This is a genomic window from Caulobacter sp. GW821-FHT10E02, from assembly GCF_059415225.1.
Genome location: NZ_JBWKMV010000005.1, coordinates 66,751 through 85,211 on the forward strand (window position 1 = coordinate 66,751; position 18,461 = coordinate 85,211).

Annotated in this window: 14 protein-coding genes and 1 pseudogene; 7 read left to right on the plus strand and 8 right to left on the minus strand. The window is 68.1% G+C overall.

The window, feature by feature from the left end; all coding sequences use genetic code 11:
• Position 1 precedes the first annotated feature (1 nt).
• The 3 genes from AC07NI_RS22905 to AC07NI_RS22915 are packed head-to-tail and all read right to left on the minus strand — an operon-like array spanning position 2 to position 2,812.
• Positions 2 to 421 (minus strand): flagellar export protein FliJ, encoded by a 420-nt coding sequence (locus tag AC07NI_RS22905; RefSeq protein ID WP_494623449.1) that lies wholly within the window; start codon positions 419 to 421, stop codon positions 2 to 4.
• Positions 421 to 1,755, minus strand: coding sequence for a flagellar protein export ATPase FliI (gene fliI, locus AC07NI_RS22910; RefSeq protein ID WP_494623451.1), 1,335 nt, complete (start codon positions 1,753 to 1,755; stop codon positions 421 to 423). The genes AC07NI_RS22905 and fliI overlap by 1 nt, the downstream gene beginning before the upstream one ends.
• 55 nt (positions 1,756 to 1,810) lie before the next feature.
• Complete coding sequence (locus AC07NI_RS22915; protein ID WP_494623453.1) at positions 1,811 to 2,812, minus strand: alpha/beta hydrolase family protein; 1,002 nt, start codon at positions 2,810 to 2,812, stop codon at positions 1,811 to 1,813.
• A 159-nt stretch (positions 2,813 to 2,971) separates the two neighbouring features.
• Here AC07NI_RS22915 and AC07NI_RS22920 point away from each other — a divergent pair, with 159 nt between their 5' ends.
• The 5 genes from AC07NI_RS22920 (at position 2,972) to AC07NI_RS22940 (ending at position 7,095) form a co-directional block, all read left to right on the plus strand.
• Entirely contained in the window at positions 2,972 to 3,148 is a 177-nt protein-coding gene (locus AC07NI_RS22920; protein ID WP_494623455.1) for a CopG family transcriptional regulator, read from the plus strand.
• 36 nt (positions 3,149 to 3,184) lie between these two features.
• Positions 3,185 to 3,475, plus strand: coding sequence for a type II toxin-antitoxin system RelE/ParE family toxin (locus AC07NI_RS22925; RefSeq protein WP_494623457.1), 291 nt, complete (start codon positions 3,185 to 3,187; stop codon positions 3,473 to 3,475).
• Between the two features lie 70 nt (positions 3,476 to 3,545).
• Complete coding sequence (locus tag AC07NI_RS22930) at positions 3,546 to 4,322, plus strand: LytTR family DNA-binding domain-containing protein (RefSeq protein WP_494623458.1); 777 nt, start codon at positions 3,546 to 3,548, stop codon at positions 4,320 to 4,322.
• Between the two features lie 441 nt (positions 4,323 to 4,763).
• Positions 4,764 to 5,459: a response regulator transcription factor CtrA gene (ctrA, locus tag AC07NI_RS22935; RefSeq protein WP_099581093.1), complete on the plus strand. Its 696-nt coding sequence runs from the start codon at positions 4,764 to 4,766 to the stop codon at positions 5,457 to 5,459.
• A 259-nt stretch (positions 5,460 to 5,718) separates the two neighbouring features.
• Positions 5,719 to 7,095 carry a M23 family metallopeptidase gene (locus tag AC07NI_RS22940; RefSeq protein ID WP_494623461.1) on the plus strand — a complete coding sequence of 459 codons (1,377 nt, stop codon included), beginning with the start codon at positions 5,719 to 5,721 and terminating at the stop codon, positions 7,093 to 7,095.
• Between the two features lie 16 nt (positions 7,096 to 7,111).
• On the opposite strand, the gene AC07NI_RS22945 is transcribed toward AC07NI_RS22940, so the two are convergent.
• Together AC07NI_RS22945 and AC07NI_RS22950 are read right to left on the minus strand one after the other, a co-directional pair.
• Positions 7,112 to 10,429 carry an ATP-binding protein gene (locus AC07NI_RS22945; protein ID WP_494623463.1) on the minus strand — a complete coding sequence of 1,106 codons (3,318 nt, stop codon included), beginning with the start codon at positions 10,427 to 10,429 and terminating at the stop codon, positions 7,112 to 7,114.
• A gap of 279 nt (positions 10,430 to 10,708) precedes the next feature.
• Positions 10,709 to 12,232, minus strand: coding sequence for an ATP-binding protein (locus AC07NI_RS22950; protein WP_494623465.1), 1,524 nt, complete (start codon positions 12,230 to 12,232; stop codon positions 10,709 to 10,711).
• A 274-nt stretch (positions 12,233 to 12,506) separates the two neighbouring features.
• Between AC07NI_RS22950 and AC07NI_RS22955 the strand changes: the two genes are divergently transcribed.
• Positions 12,507 to 13,466: a DMT family transporter gene (locus AC07NI_RS22955; RefSeq protein ID WP_494623467.1), complete on the plus strand. Its 960-nt coding sequence runs from the start codon at positions 12,507 to 12,509 to the stop codon at positions 13,464 to 13,466.
• An 86-nt stretch (positions 13,467 to 13,552) separates the two neighbouring features.
• Here AC07NI_RS22955 and AC07NI_RS22960 read toward each other — a convergent pair whose 3' ends face one another.
• On the minus strand, positions 13,553 to 14,845 hold the full coding sequence (locus tag AC07NI_RS22960) for a M20/M25/M40 family metallo-hydrolase (RefSeq protein ID WP_494623469.1): 1,293 nt from the start codon (positions 14,843 to 14,845) through the stop codon (positions 13,553 to 13,555).
• 38 nt (positions 14,846 to 14,883) lie between these two features.
• Here AC07NI_RS22960 and AC07NI_RS22965 point away from each other — a divergent pair.
• Positions 14,884 to 15,016, plus strand: a pseudogene (locus tag AC07NI_RS22965) (hypothetical protein); the annotation flags it as partial.
• A 2-nt stretch (positions 15,017 to 15,018) separates the two neighbouring features.
• Here AC07NI_RS22965 and AC07NI_RS22970 read toward each other — a convergent pair.
• Positions 15,019 to 17,052 (minus strand): phosphocholine-specific phospholipase C, encoded by a 2,034-nt coding sequence (locus AC07NI_RS22970; protein ID WP_494623471.1) that lies wholly within the window; start codon positions 17,050 to 17,052, stop codon positions 15,019 to 15,021.
• Between the two features lie 80 nt (positions 17,053 to 17,132).
• Positions 17,133 to 18,236: a Zn-dependent alcohol dehydrogenase gene (locus AC07NI_RS22975; RefSeq protein WP_494623473.1), complete on the minus strand. Its 1,104-nt coding sequence runs from the start codon at positions 18,234 to 18,236 to the stop codon at positions 17,133 to 17,135.
• Positions 18,237 to 18,461: the final 225 nt, after the last annotated feature.

Sequence of the window (18,461 nt, forward strand, 5' to 3'; positions counted from 1 at the left end):
CCTAGCGTCCAGCCATCGCGGCGCGGCGGATGCTGACTTCATCCATCTGGGCGGCTTCGAACGCGCCTAGCTTCTTGGCCGCCAGGATCTTGGCCTGTTCGGCGACGTGCTCGTACTTCTTGAGGTTCTCGAAGGCCTCGGAGAGGGCGTCGCGGGCGCCGATCTCTTCCTGGTGGCACTGGTCGATCTGGACCAGCATGTCGGCCTTGCGGCGCTTGTGGCCCTCGCGATAGCCGATCATGTACCAGCCGGCGCTGGCGTCGCCCTCGGCGCTCTTGGCTTCGGCCTCGGCCTCGGCGTCCAGCATGGTGATGCGCAGTTCAGCCGCCATGCGGCGTTCGGTGATCTCGGCGAGGCGTTTTTGCAGCGTCTCGACCTCGTGGTTCGAGATGCGGATTAGCGAGGCGGCCCACTTGGTCATCAGTACTCACTCGCCAGGATCTGCCCCAGATGACCGAAAGAGTCGTCCAGAGAGGTTGCTTCTTCCTTATCCTGGCTAAGGAAGGCCTCGATCGCGGGATTTAGACGGATCGCGCGGTCGACCGTCGGGTCGGCCCCGGCGCGATAGGCGCCGATGCGGATCAGTTCTTCCATGTTGGCGTAGGCGGCCATCACCTGGCGCGCGCCCTTGACGATGTCGCGCTCGTGCGGGTGCTGGCAGCCCGGCATGGTCCGGCTGATCGACTTCAGCACGTTGATGGCCGGGAAGCGGCCGCGCTCGGCGATCGAGCGCTCCATGACGATGTGGCCGTCCAGGATACCGCGCGTGGCGTCGGCGATCGGCTCGTTGTGGTCGTCGCCGTCCACCAGCACGGTGAAGAGGGCGGTGATCGGGGCGGCGTAGGTGCCGTCCGCGCGGACCGGGCCGGGACCGGCGCGCTCCAGCAGCTTGGGCAGCTCGGTGAAGACGGTGGGCGTGTAGCCCTTGGTGGTCGGCGGCTCGCCGGCGGCCAGGCCGATCTCGCGCTGGGCCATGGCGAAGCGGGTCACCGAGTCCATCAGGCACAGGACCTCCTGGTCCTGGTCGCGCATGTATTCGCTGATCGCCAGGGTCATGTAGGCGGCCTGGCGGCGGGTCAGGGCCGGCTCGTCCGAGGTGGCGACCACGACGACGGCGCGGCGCAGGCCTTCCTCGCCCAGGGTCTCTTCCACGAACTCGCGGACCTCGCGGCCCCGCTCGCCGATCAGGCCGACGACGACGGCGTCGCAGGTGGCTTCTTTCGCCAGCATCGACAGCAGCACCGACTTGCCGACGCCCGAGCCGGCGAAGATGCCCAGGCGCTGGCCCCGGCAGGTGGTGGTGAAGACGTTCATCGACCGCACGCCCAGGTCCAGGCGCTCGCCCACCCGGCCGCGGGCGTGGGCCGGCGGCGGCGAGGTCTTCAGCGGATAGGGGATTTCGCCCTGCGGCAGCGGACCCAGGCCGTCGATCGGCTCGCCAAAGGCGTTGATGATGCGACCCAGCCACGCCTTGGTCGGGCGCACGACCGCGCCTTCCGGCATGAAGCGGATCTCCGCGCCCGGGCCCACGCCCTCGACGGGGCCGAAGGGCATGAGCAGGGCCCGGGTCTCGCGGAAGCCGACGACCTCGGCCGGCAGCGGCTTCTGGCCGGGACGCTCGATCTCGACGCGGGCGCCGACCGTCAGCCGGGTCAGGCCGCCACGGACCTCGATCAGCAGACCGTTCACGGCGGCGACGCGGCCATAGATGGTCAGCGGATCGATACGTTCGACGGCGGCGATGAGGCTACGCAAGACGGCTCCTAATGACCCGCGCAGACTCCGCCATCGTGGTTAATCGGGTGTGAACTCAGCCCTTCGGAAGCGGCTTTGCCGGTGCGACCAATTGGTCGGTGAAGAAGCGGGTGACGTCGGCGTTGAACGCCTTGTGAAACGCCACGCGATCGAAGCCCGAGGCGCTGGCGCACAGGACCTCGACGCCCTTGACGCTGGTGCAGGGCGTGAGGAAGTCGAAGTGCCCCGCGCCTGGGACCACGTGATAGTCGTGCGGGCGGCCGAGATTGCGGTGCACGAACTCCGCATACTCGTCGCCGGGCAGGACCTCGTCGTCGGCGGCCTTCCACAGTTGGACCGGGGCCTTGATCCCCTTCAGCCCGTCCTTGCCGAACGTGAAGCCCAGCGCCGGCGCGGCCGAGACCACGGCCTTGATGCGGTCGTCGTGGACCCACTGGGCGGTCAGGGCGTCGGCCGGGATCGGATGGTTGGCGGTCAGCTGGCAGTCGTAGTTGTTCGGATGCGCCAGGCAGTGGCTCGGGACCTTGCCGAGGTCGGGCTTGCCGCCGGCCGCCGCCAGCACCGTGAAGCCGCCCGACGAGAAGCCGAACGCCCCGACCTTGTCCGGATCGATCTTCGTCTTCAGCGGCGAGGCGTCCAGCATCCAGCCGATCAGCGCCGACAGCGCCGCCGGCCTGTCGGCCATGGCGGTGGCGCGGCTCTGGTCCTTGTAGTTGTCGCCGGGGTGGGTGAGGGCGGCGACCACGAAGCCGGCTTCCGCTAGCGCCTGGGCGGTGTCGGCATGGCCGCCGAAGAAGCCGCCATTGCCGTGAGACATGACGATCAGCGGCAGATGCTCGCCAACGATCGGCGCGCCGGCCGCGACCGTGTGGCCCCACGATCCCAGGGCCATGAAGGCGGGCTTGGCCTCGGTGGGATACCAGACCCCGACCTCGACCGGCGGCAGGCCGTCGGGGCGAGGCTCATGCAGGACCATGAACCCGGCATTGGCGGCGATGGCCTGGGACGAGGCGGCGGCCGTCAGCAGGACGGCGAGCAGCAGAGTACGGAACGACATGACGACCCTTCAGCGAGTGGTGATGGGGCCGCTGTGGCTGTCGGATCGCCGCCTCGCCAGGGCGTTTGCGCGAATGGGCGAACGGGTTCGCGGGCGGGCGGATGGGTTGGCGTCCCGGAGCCCTCCTCCTGGTTTCGGTCCTATGCTACGGTGAGAGACATGAAGCCCGAGCCGTCCATCTTCGATGAGGTCGACGACGCCGCCGATGCGGCGGCTGATGCTGAAGGGCTGGCCGATCTCGATGCCGGCCGGGTTGTGACCCACGACCGTATGAAGGCGTGGCTGCAGTCCTGGGGTACGCCGGACGAGTTGCCCGCGCCCTCCAAGGTTCGCTGACTTCGAGCTCCTGACGCTGTGTCTTGATCCGGCGCCATGACCGATCCCATCGCTCCCCGAACCATAGTGTGGTCCACGCGGTCTGAACGCGACCTGGAGAGTATCCACGCCTATATCGGGCAAGTCGCGCCGCTGGCCGCGCAACGGTTTGCCCTACGTTTGGTGGCCGCCGTGGAGAGCCTTGGCGACAATCCTCACCGAGGTCGGCTGGTGCGGGGGTCTGTGCGCGAGTTGGTGGCGATCCCGCCCTACGTCGTCCGCTATCGGATCCGGGCGGGGTCGGTAGAAATCGTGCGGATCAAGCATGGCGCCCAACTGCCCGACTGAGTTTATGACCGCCTGAGCTCTCATCCGAGAGGCTGGCGACTCCGCATAACGTCGCTCTATACCTCGACCCATGACCGCCCGTCGTTCCAACCCGCCGCTGCTGGGGACCGCCCGTGAATGGGCGATCGACCTCGCCGTCGGCGCGGGGATCGGACTGCTGCTGGGGCTGATGGGGCCGTTCGGGAGCTTCTTCAACGACAACCCGCCGCTGCGGATCGCCTACTGGATCGGGACGATCTCCAGCGGAATGGTGTTCTTCGGCATCGTGACCCGGCTGGCGGCGGCGGGCGCTTGGCGGCTGGGCCTGCCGGACTGGGCGATGGTCCCACCGGTCATCCTGATCGGCAGCGCCGTGCAGGGTCTGCCGCTGCGGGTCGTGGCGATCGCCATCTGGCCGCAGATCGACCACGCCGTGCCGCCGCTGGACTGGTACGGCCAGTGCCTGGCCATCACCAGTCCGATCGTGCTGGCCTACTATTTCCTCCGCGTGCGCGCGCGAGGCGGCAAGCCCGCGCCGCTGGTCCCGGTCGAGGCGCCCGCCGTCGCGGCCGACCCCGGCGCGGTGCTCTATCTGCGGATGGAGGACCACTATGTCCGGATCCGCACCGAGCACGGCTCGCGGCTGGAGATCGGGCCGCTGGCGCGGGTGACAGCCGGGCTGTCGGGCGTCGAGGGCCTGCAGGTCCACCGCTCGTGGTGGGTGGCTAGGCGGGCGATCGCAGGCGTCGAGCGTGACGGCCGCAACCTGCGTCTGCGCCTCACTGACGGCGAAACCGCTCCCGTCAGCCGCGCCTCGGTGGCCAAGCTGCGGGCCGCCGGCTGGCTGGCCCAGGAAAATCCGCTCTAGGGCCTGCGGCAGGGCGTCGCGCCCCTCTTTCACGGCCGAGCTTCCGCTTCGCCTCGTCCGTCGACGGACGCACTTCAAGCGCGAGCATGGCGTTCAAATTCTCGCGACGGAACGTCGCAATCTCGCCTCAAAGGCGAACCGGAACCGGTCCTGGCCTTAACGGCGTAACGGCGTTCGGATCGTTGCGTCTGCACGGATTTTAGGGATTTGCGAGGGCCAATTAGGGTCTTGGAAAGGCCCTCCGCGGCGCCTGCGACCAATGTGTCCAAGGGCCCCGCGACCGCTTGCGCCCGATTCGCAAATCATATTAACCATTCGACCAACGGAAACATTCACCATTAACCAGTCTTAAATTAACTCTCGGGCAAAGTGGCCGAAGGGTTTTGCGGCGGACTTCCGCCTAAGACGTTCGAATACGCCAGATTTGGCGTGGAGGGGCTCATGCGCGTACTGTTGATCGAGGATGACAGCGCGACGGCGCAGACCATCGAACTGATGCTGAAGTCTGAAGGCTTCAATGTCTATACGACGGATCTCGGCGAAGAAGGCGTGGATCTGGGTAAGATCTACGACTACGACCTCATCCTGCTCGACCTCAATCTTCCGGACATGAGCGGCATCGATGTTCTGCGCACCCTGCGGGTCGCGAAGATCAACACGCCGATCATGATCCTGTCGGGTTCGTCGGAAATCGACACGAAGGTGAAGACCTTCTCGGGCGGCGCTGACGACTACATGACCAAGCCCTTCCACAAGGACGAGATGATCGCCCGCATCCATGCGGTGGTCCGTCGTTCGAAGGGTCACGCCCAGTCGGTCATCAAGACCGGCGACATCGTGGTCAACCTGGACGCCAAGACGGTCGAAGTGAACAGCAACCGCGTTCACCTGACCGGCAAGGAATACCAGATGCTGGAGCTGCTTTCCCTGCGCAAGGGCACGACCCTGACCAAGGAAATGTTCCTGAACCACCTGTACGGCGGCATGGACGAGCCGGAACTGAAGATCATCGACGTCTTCATCTGCAAGCTGCGCAAGAAGCTGGCGGCCTCGGCCCACGGCAAGCACCACATCGAGACGGTCTGGGGCCGCGGCTACGTGCTGCGCGACCCGAACGAGCAGGTCAACGCCGCCTAAGGCGGACGAATTTCAGTAAGCGTAACAGTACAGCGTACCCAAGACGCCCACCGGAAACGGTGGGCGTTTTCTTTTATCGATCATATGGTTACGCTCCGTGTCCTAACGGCTGTTAACCATGCCGTGACAAAACGACCGAAGCGCCGAATAGTCCTTGCCGACGAATACGCGGCTCGCGCATGTTCCGGCCCGACGATTGCTGGGGGGCTACCCAGCCGTGTCATTTTGACTGAGCGGCATCGACACCGACGGGGGCACGATGCAGGAATTTGATCCGCGCCGCGGCGCAACGCGCTGGGCGCCGAGGGTGTTCACCGCCGTGGCCGGCATGGCCGCCCTGGCGCTGGGCTGGAAGCTGACCGCAGACGACACCGCGCCGACCACCGTCCGCGCGCCCCTGGATCCCGCCGCCCTGGTCGCCCTGCAGCACGTGGCCTTCGCCAGCGCCGAGGCCCAGCCCGGCTTCCAGCGTCCCGAGAACATCGCCGTCAAGGTCCGCCCGGGCGAGACCCTGCAAGGCGCCGTGCAGCGCGCCGGCGTCGCCCCGGAAGAGGCCCAGGCCGTCGTCGCGACCCTCCAGGGCGCGATCGACACCGTCAACATCAAGGCCGGCATGGCCTTCGAGGCCGCCGTCGCCCAGCGCCGCAGCCAGCGTGGGCCGGCCCGCCTGATCGGCCTGTCGATGCGCACCAGCCCCAACTCGACCCTGACCGTCTCGCGCACCTTCGACGGCGCCCTGCGCCTGCGCGAGCTGGAAGAGAAGGTGAAGGACGAGAAGAAGGTCGCCTGCGGCGAGATGAACGGCTCGTTCTACGAGAGCGTGGCCAATGTCGGCGGCACCCCGGCCGTGATCAGCGAGGCGGCCAAGCTGTTCTCGCACAAGATCGACTTCTCGCGCGACATCCACGAGGGCGACCGCTTCTGCCTGGTCTTCGACCGCAAGGTCACCGAAAGCGGCCGCACCATCGAAGCCGGCGACCTCGAATATGCCGAGGTCAAGGGCCAGAAGTTCTACGCCTTCGACCGGAAAGACAGCGACGGCAAGCCGCAGTTCTTCGACGAGCTGGGCAAGAACATCAAAGGCTTCCTGCTGCGCACCCCGGTGGACGGCGCGCGGATCACCTCGACCTTCGGCCAGCGCAAGCACCCGGTGCTGGGCTACACCCGCGCCCACAAGGGCGTCGACTTCGGGGCCGGCACCGGCACCCCGATCCTGGCCGCCGGCGACGGCGTGGTGCTGGAGGCCCGCCGCTGGAGCGGCTACGGCAACTGGCTGCGCATCCGCCATTCGGGCCAGTGGGACACCGGCTACGGCCACATCTCCCGCTACGCCCCCGGCATCAAGGCCGGCACCCACGTGCGCCAGGGCCAGGTCGTGGCCTATGTCGGCGCGACGGGTCTCGCGACCGGTCCGCACCTTCACTACGAGGTCTGGCTGAAGGGCGAACGCGTCAACCCGATCGGCGCCAAGGTCCCGCAAGGCACCATCCTGGCCGGCTCGGAACTGGCCTCGTTCAAGTCGCAGAAATCCCGCATCGACCGCATGCTCGCAGAGGGCGGCCAGCCGGTCAGCGGCGAGGACACGCCGAAGCTGGCGATGGCGGATTTGGAAAAGGCCAAGCACTCACTGCGGTAACGGCCGAGCGGGATGCTTAAGTCGCTTCAGCGGATGCAACGAGTCCGACCTTGGTCGAGAGCGGCAAGCGTATGACGCACCGCAGTCCGGTGGGCAGGAACTGAAGTTCGACTTCGCCGCCCAGTTCGCGGGGAAGGCCCTGTTCGAGCAGGCGCGAACCGAAGCCTCGTCGTTGCGGCGACGCCACCGCGGGCCCGCCCGTCTCGCGCCAGTCCACAACGATCGCGTTCCCGTCGTTGTTCAGCGACCAGGTCACGCCGACATGTCCGGCGGCGTCTGACAGGGCGCCGTACTTGGTGGCGTTGGTCGCCAGTTCATGGAACGCCATATTGACCGTGACGGCGGCGTTGGGGCCAAGCCGGACGTCTGGTCCCGCCAAGGCGAACCTGTCCCGCTCTCCATCAGACAGGTGCACCGCCACGGTGCGCCGGATGACGTCCGACAAGCTCGCCCCTTCCCAGGCGCTGGCCGTCAGCAGTTCATGGGCTCGTGACAGCGCGTGGATGCGCGCCACGAACGTCTCGGCGAAGGCAGAGGGATCGCGGGCGTGCCTCAGGGTCTGGACAGCGATCGACTGGACGCTGGCCAGGGTGTTCTTGGCCCGATGATCGACCTCGGCCAGCAGCAGTATCTGGCGAGCCTCGGCCGCCTTGCGTTCGGTGATGTCCAAACTGACCCCGGCGATGCGAACAGGGCGCTGGTCGACATAGGTCGCTCGACCGCGCGCCATGACCCAGCGCACGCCGCCGTCGGAATCGAGGATGCGGTACTCGACGTCCAGGTCTTCGCCCGAGGCGATGGCGCGCTGGATTTCGTCGTGCCGCCGATCGCGGTCCTCCGGATGCACGCGTCCGACCACGTCGTCGTAGTGCTCGAAAGGGTCTCCGGGCTTGAGCCCGAACAGGGCGCGGCAGTGGTCGGATGCGGTGATGCGGCTGGTGGCGACGTCCATCTCCCAGCTGCCCAACCGACCCGCCTCGAGGGCGAACTCCAGTTGCTCCTGGCTCTGGCGCAGGGCTACGCGGCCATGCTCGGCGACCATTTCCGCCCGCAATTCCTGTTCGCGATGCGCGGCCTGCCGACGTTGGCGGGCCAGGCGCACCGCACCGTCCACCCGGGCCCGCAGTTCGCGAGCGCTGAACGGCTTGACCAGATAGTCGTCGGCGCCGGCGGCCAAGCCCTCGACCCGCGCCTCCTCGCCCGCCCGAGCCGACAGCAGGATGACCAGCAGGCCTTCCAGCCGCGCCTCGGCCCGTAGCGCCGCCAGCAGGCCGAAACCGTCCAGCTTCGGCATCATCACGTCGCTCAGCACCAGGTCGGGCGGCGGTCCCGCCAGAGCCGCCTCCAGGGCCGCCTGGCCGTCGGACACGGCGCGGACGTCGTAGCCGCTCGCCTCCAGCAGGCGTTTGACGTAGGCGCGCATGTCGGCGTTGTCGTCGGCCAGGATCACGCGGGGAGGCCCCTGGATCAGGCTGTCGGCGTCGTTCGTCGCCTCGGCGGGGTCGTCCTCGGCGTCCGGCAGCCAGCGCAGCGCCTCGGCGACAAACGCGGGGGCGTGAACGCTGGCGTCGGTCAGCGTCTCGCGGCTGGAAACCTGCTCGCGCGGCAGGTGGCCCGAGCCCAGCGGCAGGCTGACGGTGAAGGCGCTGCCCTGGCCGAGCCGGCTGCGCACCGAGACGCCGCCGCCGTGCAGCTTGACCAGTTCCTCGACCAGGGCCAGGCCGATGCCGCTGCCCTCGTGCGTGCGGCCGCTCTGGCCTTCGATCCGGTGAAAGCGTTCGAAGACGCGGGGCAGTTCGGCCTCGGCGATCCCCGCGCCGGTATCCTCGACAACCAGCTCGACCTGGCCGCCCGCCTGAACCAGTCGCACCGTGATGCCGCCCTGCAGCGTGAACTTGAAGGCGTTGGAAAGCAGATTGAGGACGATTTTCTCCCACATCTCGCGATCGACATTGACCGGCTGCGAGAGCGGCGGGCAATCGACCGTGAGGCTCAGGTTCGCGCGCTCGCAGGCCGAGCGGAAGTTGCTGGCCAGCTCCGAGGTCAGGCCCGCCAGATCGGTGGGCTGGAACGTCGCGCGCGCCCGCCCGGCTTCGACCCGCGAGAAGTCCAGCAACGAGTTGACGAGCTTCAGCAGGCGCTGGGCGTTGTGGTGGGCGACCTCCAGCCGCTGCCGGTGTGACGCGGGAAGATCGGCGCCATCCTCCAGGGCGTCCTGGATCGGTCCCAGCATCAAGGTCAGCGGGGTGCGGAACTCGTGGCTGACGTTCGAGAAGAAGGTCGTCTTGGCCTGGTCGAGCGCGGCCAGCGCCTCGGCGCGCTGGCGGGCTTCCTCGTAGCTGCGGGCGCTGGCGAGACCCGCGCCGATCGCGGCCGCCAGAAGGCCGAGAAAGCCGCGATAGGGCTCGTCCAGGGGGAGGCGCGGACTGGCGCCGACCATCATCAGGACCTGAGGTCGCACGGTGTCGGGCGTGGTGATCGGGAAGGCCAGGGCGGTGTGCGCGGGCTCTTCGTAGGGACCGCGCGCGTCTCCGCCGTCATGCGGCGCCAGGGCGACCTCGATCGGCTCACGGGCCATGCTCAGCGCCGCCACGGGCCAGGGTGACGCCGCCTCTTCCCCAAGGGTCTCGGGCGCGAGGGGGGAGCCCATCGCGGCGCCGAGGGATCCGACCAGGCGATAGGCCCCGTGTTGCGGGTCCAGCGCATAGAACAGCACGAACGGCGCGTCGAACACGTGCTCGGACAGGACCGCCAGGGCGTTGTCGAACACCTGGCGGACGAGGCGGACCTCACCCAGGCTGGCGTTCAGGTCCCGAAGCGCCCGCGCGCGGCGTTCGGCCAGCATGCTGACGGTGGTCTCGGTGACGGGATGGAACAGGCCGCCGATACCGCCGGTCTCGTCGCGGATCGGGCTGAGCGAGAAGGTGAAGAAGGTCTCTTCCAGATAGCCGTTGCGGAACAGGAACATCCGCTGGTTCTCGAGGAAGGACGTCGCTCCGGCCAGGGCGCTATGGAAGGGCTCGCCGATCGCCGGCCAGGCCGAGGCCCAGGTCTTGGTGTAGGGCTCGCCCAGGGCCTGGGGATGGGCCGCACCGCAGACCACGCGATAGCCGTCATTGTAGATCTGGCAGTGCTCGGGGCCCCAGATGATGTTGATCGGAAAGTTCGACGCCAGGCACAGGCTGACCGTGGTGCGCAGGCTCTGCGGCCAGGCGTCGATTGGCCCGAGCGGCGTCGTTGACCAGTCGGTTTCACCGATCAGCCGCGCCATCTCGCCGCCGCCGGAAAGAAAGGCGGAGTCCAGTACGGTTGAGGCGCCGTTCCGACCGCTCATGCGCAAGTCCGAGGCTCGCCATGCCGACAACCGCAAGGAGTGCGAGGGCGGTGGACAATCGGACCGTATAGCTCGCGCTTAGGGCGAACAACGCGTATGGCGAGCATCGCGACGCTTTGGGCCACGAGAGAGCGGCTGGCGGGATCGAAATACGCCGCGAACCAAGGCGTTTCCTGGCTTGGCGTGCGCGCGCCTGCGACAAGGGGTCGCAGCACGGGTGTGGGCGTTCAGCCTACGGAATGCAACGCCTTGGCTAGTGAGCGTCGCTACAGGTCTGCTTTACCCCACCGCCGCCTGGATCCCCGCCAGCAGGTTCGCCGCCGTGATCGGCTTGGACACGTGCAGGTCCGCCCCGGCCGCCAGGGTCTGCTCCCGGTGCGCCGTCAAGGCGTTGGCGCTGAGCATGATGATCGGGGTGCGGGGCGCGCCGCGTTCGGCTTCCAGGTCGCGGATGACGCGGGTGGCGGTCAGGCCGTCCATGCGGGGCATCTGCATGTCCATCAGGACGACGTCGAAGGTCCCGGCCTTGAAGGCGTCGATGGCGTCCAGGCCGTCGTCGACGGTGACGACCTCGGCGCCTTGGGTGGCCAGGATCAGCTGGGCGACGCGCTGGTTGGTCGGGTGGTCCTCGACCAGCAGCACCCGCAGCGGGGCGTCGTCGGCGCGGTCGGGCAGGGCGGTCTGGGCGGGGACGAGCGCCTCGGGCTCGGCGCGGGGCAGGTCCAGCGCGACGGCGAAGCGGCTGCCGGCGCCGGGCGTCGAGGACGCGGTGATCTCGCCGCCCATCATCTCGACCAGCGAGCGGCAGATGGACAGGCCCAGGCCCGTGCCGCCGAACCGGCGGCTGATGGTGGCGTCGGCCTGGTGGAAGCGGCCGAACAGGCCGGCGGCGTGCTCGGTGTCGAAGCCGATGCCGGTGTCCTCGACCGCGAAGGCCAGGCGGGTCTCGCCGGCCTCGATGCGCAACGTGACGCCGCCGGTCTCGGTGAACTTGATGGCGTTGGACAAGAGGTTGCCGACCACCTGGCCGATCCGGGCGCCGTCGCCGAGGTAGCACCCCCGCGTCTCGCCCACGACGCGGAACGCCAGGCCCTTCTCCTCGGCCCGGTGGCGCATGATCTCGATGCAGGGGCGCAGCGTCCGGTCCAGGCAGAACGGGCGCTGCTCCAGATGCATCTGGCCGGCCTCGATCTTGGCGATGTCCAGGAAGTCGGAGACCAATCGCTCCAGCGCAGCGCCGCTGTCGCGGATCAGCCCGACCATCTCGGCCTGGTCGGGGTTCAGCGGCGTGCGGGTCAGGGCGTCGACGATGCCGATGACGCCGTTCAGCGGGGTGCGGATTTCGTGGCTGATGTTCGCCAGAAAGTCGGTCTTGGCGCGATTGGCCGCCTCGGCCGCGGCCTTGGCCTCGACCAGGGCCCGCTCGGCGGCGACGCGCTCGGTGACGTCGCGGGCCACGCCATAGATGCGGTCGCCCAGCCGCTGGGCGCGCCATTCCAGGGTCAGGTAGTGGCCGTCGGCGTGGCGATAGCGGTTGGTGAAGCCCATCACCGCGTCGTCGTCCTTGCGGTTCTCGACCTCGATCACGCTGTGCAGGGTGCCGGGCATGTCCTCGGGATGCACGAGGCGCAGCAGCTTCTGGCCCTCCATGTCCTCGGGACGGTGGCCCAGCTTGGCGTGCCACGAGCGGCTGGCCTTCAGCACGCGGCCTTCGATGTCGCGGATGATCAGCAGGTCCAGCGAGACGTCGAAGAAGGCGCTGATGTCTTCGGCAAGCGTCGCGTGAGTGGCCGTCTGCGTCATCGTGACCGAAATCCTTTTGGGCGTCCGCAATGTCGGCAAGCCGAAGCAGCGAGGCAAAGCATCGATATCAGTGACGCTAGAGAGGTGTGAACAACCTGGGAGGGATTTCCAGAAAGACTTGCGAGATGCGTCGAAAAGTCCCTCAATTCAGGTATAACCGACCTTCGAAGAACGACGTTATTCACGGGCGCTCGGTGATTATTTGCACATCGGCCGAGATTGAAGCCCGGGAGCCCAGGGCCTAGAAGCAGCGCTTGCCAGCCGCGAGCCCGTCTTGACCTCTTCCAAAGCCTCTCTCTACAGCGACCGCCGATTTGTCCTCGGCGTCGCGGTGCTGTGCTGCCTGCTGTGGGGCAGCGCCTTTCCGGCGGTGAAGATCGGTTTTGCGCTGCTGCACGTGGCCAAGACCGACATGGCCACGCAGATGCTGTTCGCCGGCTGGCGGTTCCTTGGCGCGGGCGTGATCCTGCTGGTTCTGGCCGTGCTCGGTCGGCGGTCGATCGCCGTGCCACGCGACCAGGTCGGCCGGGTGGTGGGCCTGGGCTTTTTCCAGACCACGCTGCAGTACGTGTTCTTCTATGTGGGCCTGGCCCACGCCACCGGCGTGAAGTCGTCGATCATGAACGCCACCGGGGCGTTCTTCAGCGTGATCCTGGCCCACTTCCTGTTCAGGAACGACCGCCTGACCGCCCGCAAGATCGCCGGCTGCGTGCTGGGCTTCGCCGGCGTGCTGGCCGTGAGCTTCGGCGGCAAGGGGTTCGACTTCGAGTTCACCCTGCTGGGCGAGGGCTTCGTGGTCATCGCCGCCTTCGTGCTGGCGGCGGCCTCGATCTGGGGCAGGGCCATCTCGCAGAAGATGGACCCGATGGTGATGACCGGCTGGCAGCTGGCCATCGGCGGCGCGGGCCTGCTGGTCATCGGCGAGGTCGCGGGCGGCCATCTGGGCGGCTTCGATGCGCGGTCGCTGGCGCTGCTGGCCTACATGGCCGGGCTGTCGGCGGCGGCGTTCGCGCTGTGGAGCCTGCTGATGAAGCACAACCCGGTCGGGATGCTGGCGGTGTTCAACTTCCTGATCCCGGTGTTCGGGGTGCTGCTGTCGGCGGTGTTCCTGCACGAGCCGGTGCTGGCGTGGAAGAACGCGGCGGCGCTGGCGCTGGTGTGCGGGGGGATCTGGCTGGTGACGCGGAAGAAGATGCTCCCCCGTGATACGGGGGAGCTGTCGCGGAGCGACTGAGGGGGCTAGCTGGAGCGAGGCCGAGCTGGCCCCCTCCGGCCCTCTGGGCCACCTCCCCCGCAACGCGGGGGAGGAGCTAGTTTGGTTTAGTTCACCCCCGCCACCGCCAGCAGCGCCGCAAGACCCACCTGCATCCCCTGCACGCTCGGCGCTTTCTCCACATCGATCCACTCGTCCAGCGCATGCGCCCGGCCGGCCTTGCCGCCCGAGCCGATGGTCACGGCCGGAATCCCAAGGCTCATCGGCACGTTCGAGTCCGTCGAGCTGTCCTGATGCTCCGGCTTCATGCCCAGCGCCGTGATCGCCGCCGCCGTCAGCACCACGATGTCCGCCGTCTGCGGCGTGGTCCCGGCCGGGCGCTCGCCGATCACCTTGGCGTCGTAGCTGACCTTGCCGGGCCCCGTGGAGCGGGCGGCGTTCTCGCCGGCGATGGCCTTGTCCAGGATGCCGATGAAGGTCTGGTCCATCTTGGCCAGTTCGGCGGCGCTTTCCGAGCGCATGTCGAACTCCATGAACACCGAGTTCGGGATCGAATTGACCGAGGTGCCGCCGCCCGTGACGCTGGCCGAATAGGTCACCTTCGGGTCCTTCGGCGCCTGCACGGCGTAGAGATCGACCACGGCCTGGCTCATCGCCGTCATCGGATTGACGATGCCGAACGCGCCGTAGCTGTGGCCGCCCGGGCCCTTGAAGGTGACGCGATAGCGCTTGGAGCCGACGCCGCGATCGACGATCCGCGACGGGTCCGAGCCGTCCATCGAGAAGAAGGCGCTGATCCGGCCCTTGTACGCACCCTTGTTGAACAGGAATCGCGTGCCGCGCAGGTCGCCGGGGCCTTCCTCGCCGACATTGCCGACGAACAGGATGTCGGCCTTGGTCGAGATCTTGGCCGCGTCCAGGGCGCGCATATAGGCCAGCAGGGTGGCCAGCGAGCGGGTGTCGTCGCCGATGCCCGGGGCCATCAGCTTGGTGCCCTCGCGCTTGACCTTCACGTCGGTGCCTTCGGGGAAGACGGTGTCGAGGTGGGCGGCCAGCACGACGAACGGGCCCTTGCCCTTGGTCACCGTGCCCGGGCGGACGCCCATGACATTGCCCTCGGCGTCCATCTCGACATTGGTCAGGCCGTGGGCCTTCAGCATTTCGAGATAGGCCTTGCCGCGCGCGGCTTCCTTGAACGGCGGGGCCGGGATCTCGGTCAGGGTGACGATGTCGGCGACCGTGCGGTCGAAGTCGGCGTCCAGCTTGGCGGCGGCCGCTTTGAACGCCGGCGAGGCGACCATCTTGGCGACGGCCTTGTTGGCGTCAGGTTTGGGCGCGGCGGTGGCGGAGCTGGCGGCCAGGACGGCGGCGAGCGCGAGAAGGGAAGGGCGGAGGGTCATGGGCGAATCCTTGAAGGTCCCGCACACCCTAGCTTGCGATAACAGCGTCACCCAACCCAGCTTGTCATCCCGGCCGCAGCGAAGCGGAGAGCCGGGACCCAGGGGCAGCCGCACTGCGCTTGGCCCCTGGGTCCCGGACAAGCCCTGCGGGCTTTCCGGGATGACAAGATTGGTTATGCGGAAAGCCGCGCCGTCCCGCCCATCAGCGGATCGGTGATCGAATCCCGACCGGTCTCGATGCGTCCGGCCAGTCGCCGCAGCCAGGTCGGATCAGCCGCGTCGCGGACGGTCAGGTCGTACCAGCCGTGGTCGGTGGCGAAGGTCTTGGCCTCGGTCGTGCGCAGGGTGACGCGCCAGGGCGCCTTGCCGCCCTCGACGATGAGGATGCGCGGCTCCTTGCGGGTGTTGCTCAGGGTCAGCTGCACGGCGCCGTCCTTGGCGCGCGCGGTGACCTCGACGCCGATGTCGGACCCGGCGAAGCGGCGGTGGAAGCCGTTCGGGCCCAGCACCCACAGGTCGTGCGGCCCGGCGGGCCAGGCGTCCTCCAGCCAGGCCTTTGGGCCGACCGTGTAGCGGCGCGGGACGGCGTCCAGCTTCAGGCGGTCATAGACGTGGATCACCGCCGCCGCCGAACCGCTGTTGGCGAGGCTCAGAGTCATGGCCCCGTCCTTCACGCGGCCGTCCACGGAGAGAGCGTAGGGCAGGGCGCGCGAGGGCCGCGCGCCCTTGGCCTGGACCGGCGCGACCATGGCCGCAGGCGTCGGCGGCTTGGTCTCCGGCAGCTTGGCTGCGCGGGCGGCGGTCTCGGCTACCGACGGCAGCGGGGCGAACGGCTTGTGGTTGGGGGTCTTGAAGTCGAAGCACGAGGTCAGGTCGCCGCACACCGCCCGCCGCCAGGGGGCGATATTGGGCTCCATCACGCCGAAGCGCGTCTCCAGGAAACGGATTACCGAGGTGTGGTCGAACACCTCGCTGTCGACGTAGCCGCCCCGGCTCCACGGCGAGATGGCGTAGAGCGGCACGCGCGGACCCAGGCCGTAGGGCCGGTTCATCAGGTCGTCGCGCTCGGCCTTGGCCTCGGTCGGGTTGCGCACCGTGTGATGCATGCCTGTCAGGTCCACGGTCGAGCCGCCGATCAGCTTGCCGTCGGCGTCCTTGGACGGCGGCGACGGCGGCGGCATGTGGTCGAAGAAGCCGTCGTTCTCGTCGAAATTGACGATCAGCACCGTCCGCGCCCAGACCTTGGGATCGGCGGTGAGGGCCTCGATGACCTTGGCGGTGTAGGCCGCGCCCTGGGCTGGGCTGGACGGGGCGGGGTGCTCACTGTCGGCGGCCGGGGCGATGATCCACGACACCTGCGGCAGGCGGCCCGTGACCACATCCTCGCGCAGCCTGTCCAGGTGCTGGGTGGTCAGGGCCAGGTCCTTCAGGCGCTTGTCCGACCCCGGAACGTCCTTGTGCGCCTCGCGATAGGCCGCAAAGCCGGCCAGCGGGTTGTCGGTGAAGTTGTCGGCCATGTCCTGGTAGATCCGCCAGGAGACGCCGGCCTTCAGCAGCCGCTCGGGATAGGTCGTCCAGCGATAGGAGTCGGCCGCGCCGCCCTTCTCGGGGAAGTCGTCGTGCGAGTTGGAGATCGACGGGCCGCCCAGGTCGCCGGCCGGGTTGTTGGTCCCGGTCCACAGGAACAGGCGGTTGGTGTTGGTGCCGGTCTGGGTCGAGCAGTGATAGGCGTCGCAGAGGGTGAAGGTCTCGGCCAGGGCGAACTGGAACGGGATGTCGGCCCGCTCGAAATAGCCCATCGACCAGGGCTCCTTGGACTCCGGCCAGCGGTCCATGCGGCCCTGGTCCCAGGCGTCCTGGGCGTTGGTCCAGCTGTGCGGCGTGCTCTCGACCCGCATGTGGGCGAAGGTCTTGGTGGTCTCCAGCGGGAACGGCGCGATCCGCTGGTCCTTGTAGGCCTGGGCGAAGATCGAGCGCTCATCACGCACCGGAATGGTGAAGCGGTCGCCGAAGCCCCGCACGCCCGCCATGGTCCCGAAATAGTGGTCGAAGCTGCGGTTCTCCTGCATCAGGATCACCACGTGCTCGACGTCCTTGATCGTGCCGGTGCGCACGTCGGCGTCGATCGCCGCCGCCTTGGCCAGGGCCGGCGGCAGGGTCATCGCGCCGATCGCGGCGAGCAGACTGCGGCGGTCGAGCTGGGGCATGGGGAGGCTCCGGTAGAACTAGGCCGGAGTTAGCACGGGTCGTTCGTCAGGGATGTGACAGTTGGTCTAGACCAGCGACCTCAATCGAAAACGATCACCGACCGCGCCAGCTCCCCGCGCTTCAGCTCGTCGAACGCCGAGTTCACGTCCTCCAGCTTGATCCGGCGGGAGATCAGGTCGTCCAGGTTCAGCTTGCCGTTCATGTAGAAGTCCACCAGCCGCGGCATGTCGACCGGGAAGCGGTTGGAGCCCATGTAGCTGCCCTGGATGCGGCGCTCGCCCAGGAAGTCGACACCGTGCAGTTCGATCTTGGTGCCGACGGGGATCATGCCGATGACATTGGCCGTACCGCCTCGGCGCAGCATCTTGAACGACGCCTCGGCCGTCGCCTTCAGACCGATGGCCTCGAAGCTGTGCTGGACGCCGCCGCTGGTCAGCTCGACCACGGCCTTGGCGATGTCGTCGACCTGCGAGGCGTCGATCACGTCGGTGGCGCCGAAGGTCTTGGCCAGGGCCAGCTTGGAGGGCATGCGGTCGATGGCGATGATCCGGCCCGCGCCGGCGATCGCCGCGCCGTTGATGGTGGCCAGGCCGACGCCGCCGCAGCCGATCACGGCCACGGTCTCGCCCGGGCGGACGTTGGAGGTGTGCATCACCGCGCCGACCCCGGTCATCACCGAGCAGCCGATCAGGGCGGCGCGGTCGAACGGCATGTCCTTGCGGATGGCGACGCAGGCGTGCTCGTGGACCAGCATGTACTCGGCGAAGGACGACAGGTTCAGGAACTGGGCCATCTTGCCGTTGGCGCCGCCACCGAGGTCTTCCTTGAAGAGGCGCGGCTCGGCGTCCTTGGGACGCTTGGTCTCGGGGCTGATGCACAGGTTCATGTGCCCGGTCAGGCAGACCTCGCAGTGGCCGCAATAGGGGTTGAGGCAGGTGATGACGTGGTCGCCGACCTTCACCGTGCGGACCTCGCTGCCGACCGCCTCGACGATCCCGGCGCTCTCGTGGCCCAGCACGGCGGGCAGGGGGTGGCTGTAGGAGCCCTCGATGAAGTGCAGGTCGGAGTGGCAGACGCCGGCGGCCTTGGTGCGGATCAGCACCTCGCGCGGGCCCGGCTTGCCGATGGCCACGGTCTCGATCTCGAGGGGCTTGCCCACCTCGCGCAGAACAGCGGCCTTCATGCGTCTCTCCCTTTGACTTTGGGGGAGACTAGCGGGCGGGCGCGGGGGGACGGAAGGGGTAATTCGAACAAATGTTCGAGGCGTGGCGCGCTGTGCCGGAACGGCACGCGTGGCTCAATCCTGGACATCGGAGACCGTAAACACTCGCCTTTTGGCTGATTTCTCCAGGCTCAACTCTTGCAGTCGTCGGGTCACGCTGAGGTTGCAGCTTGTTCCGAGGGGTTT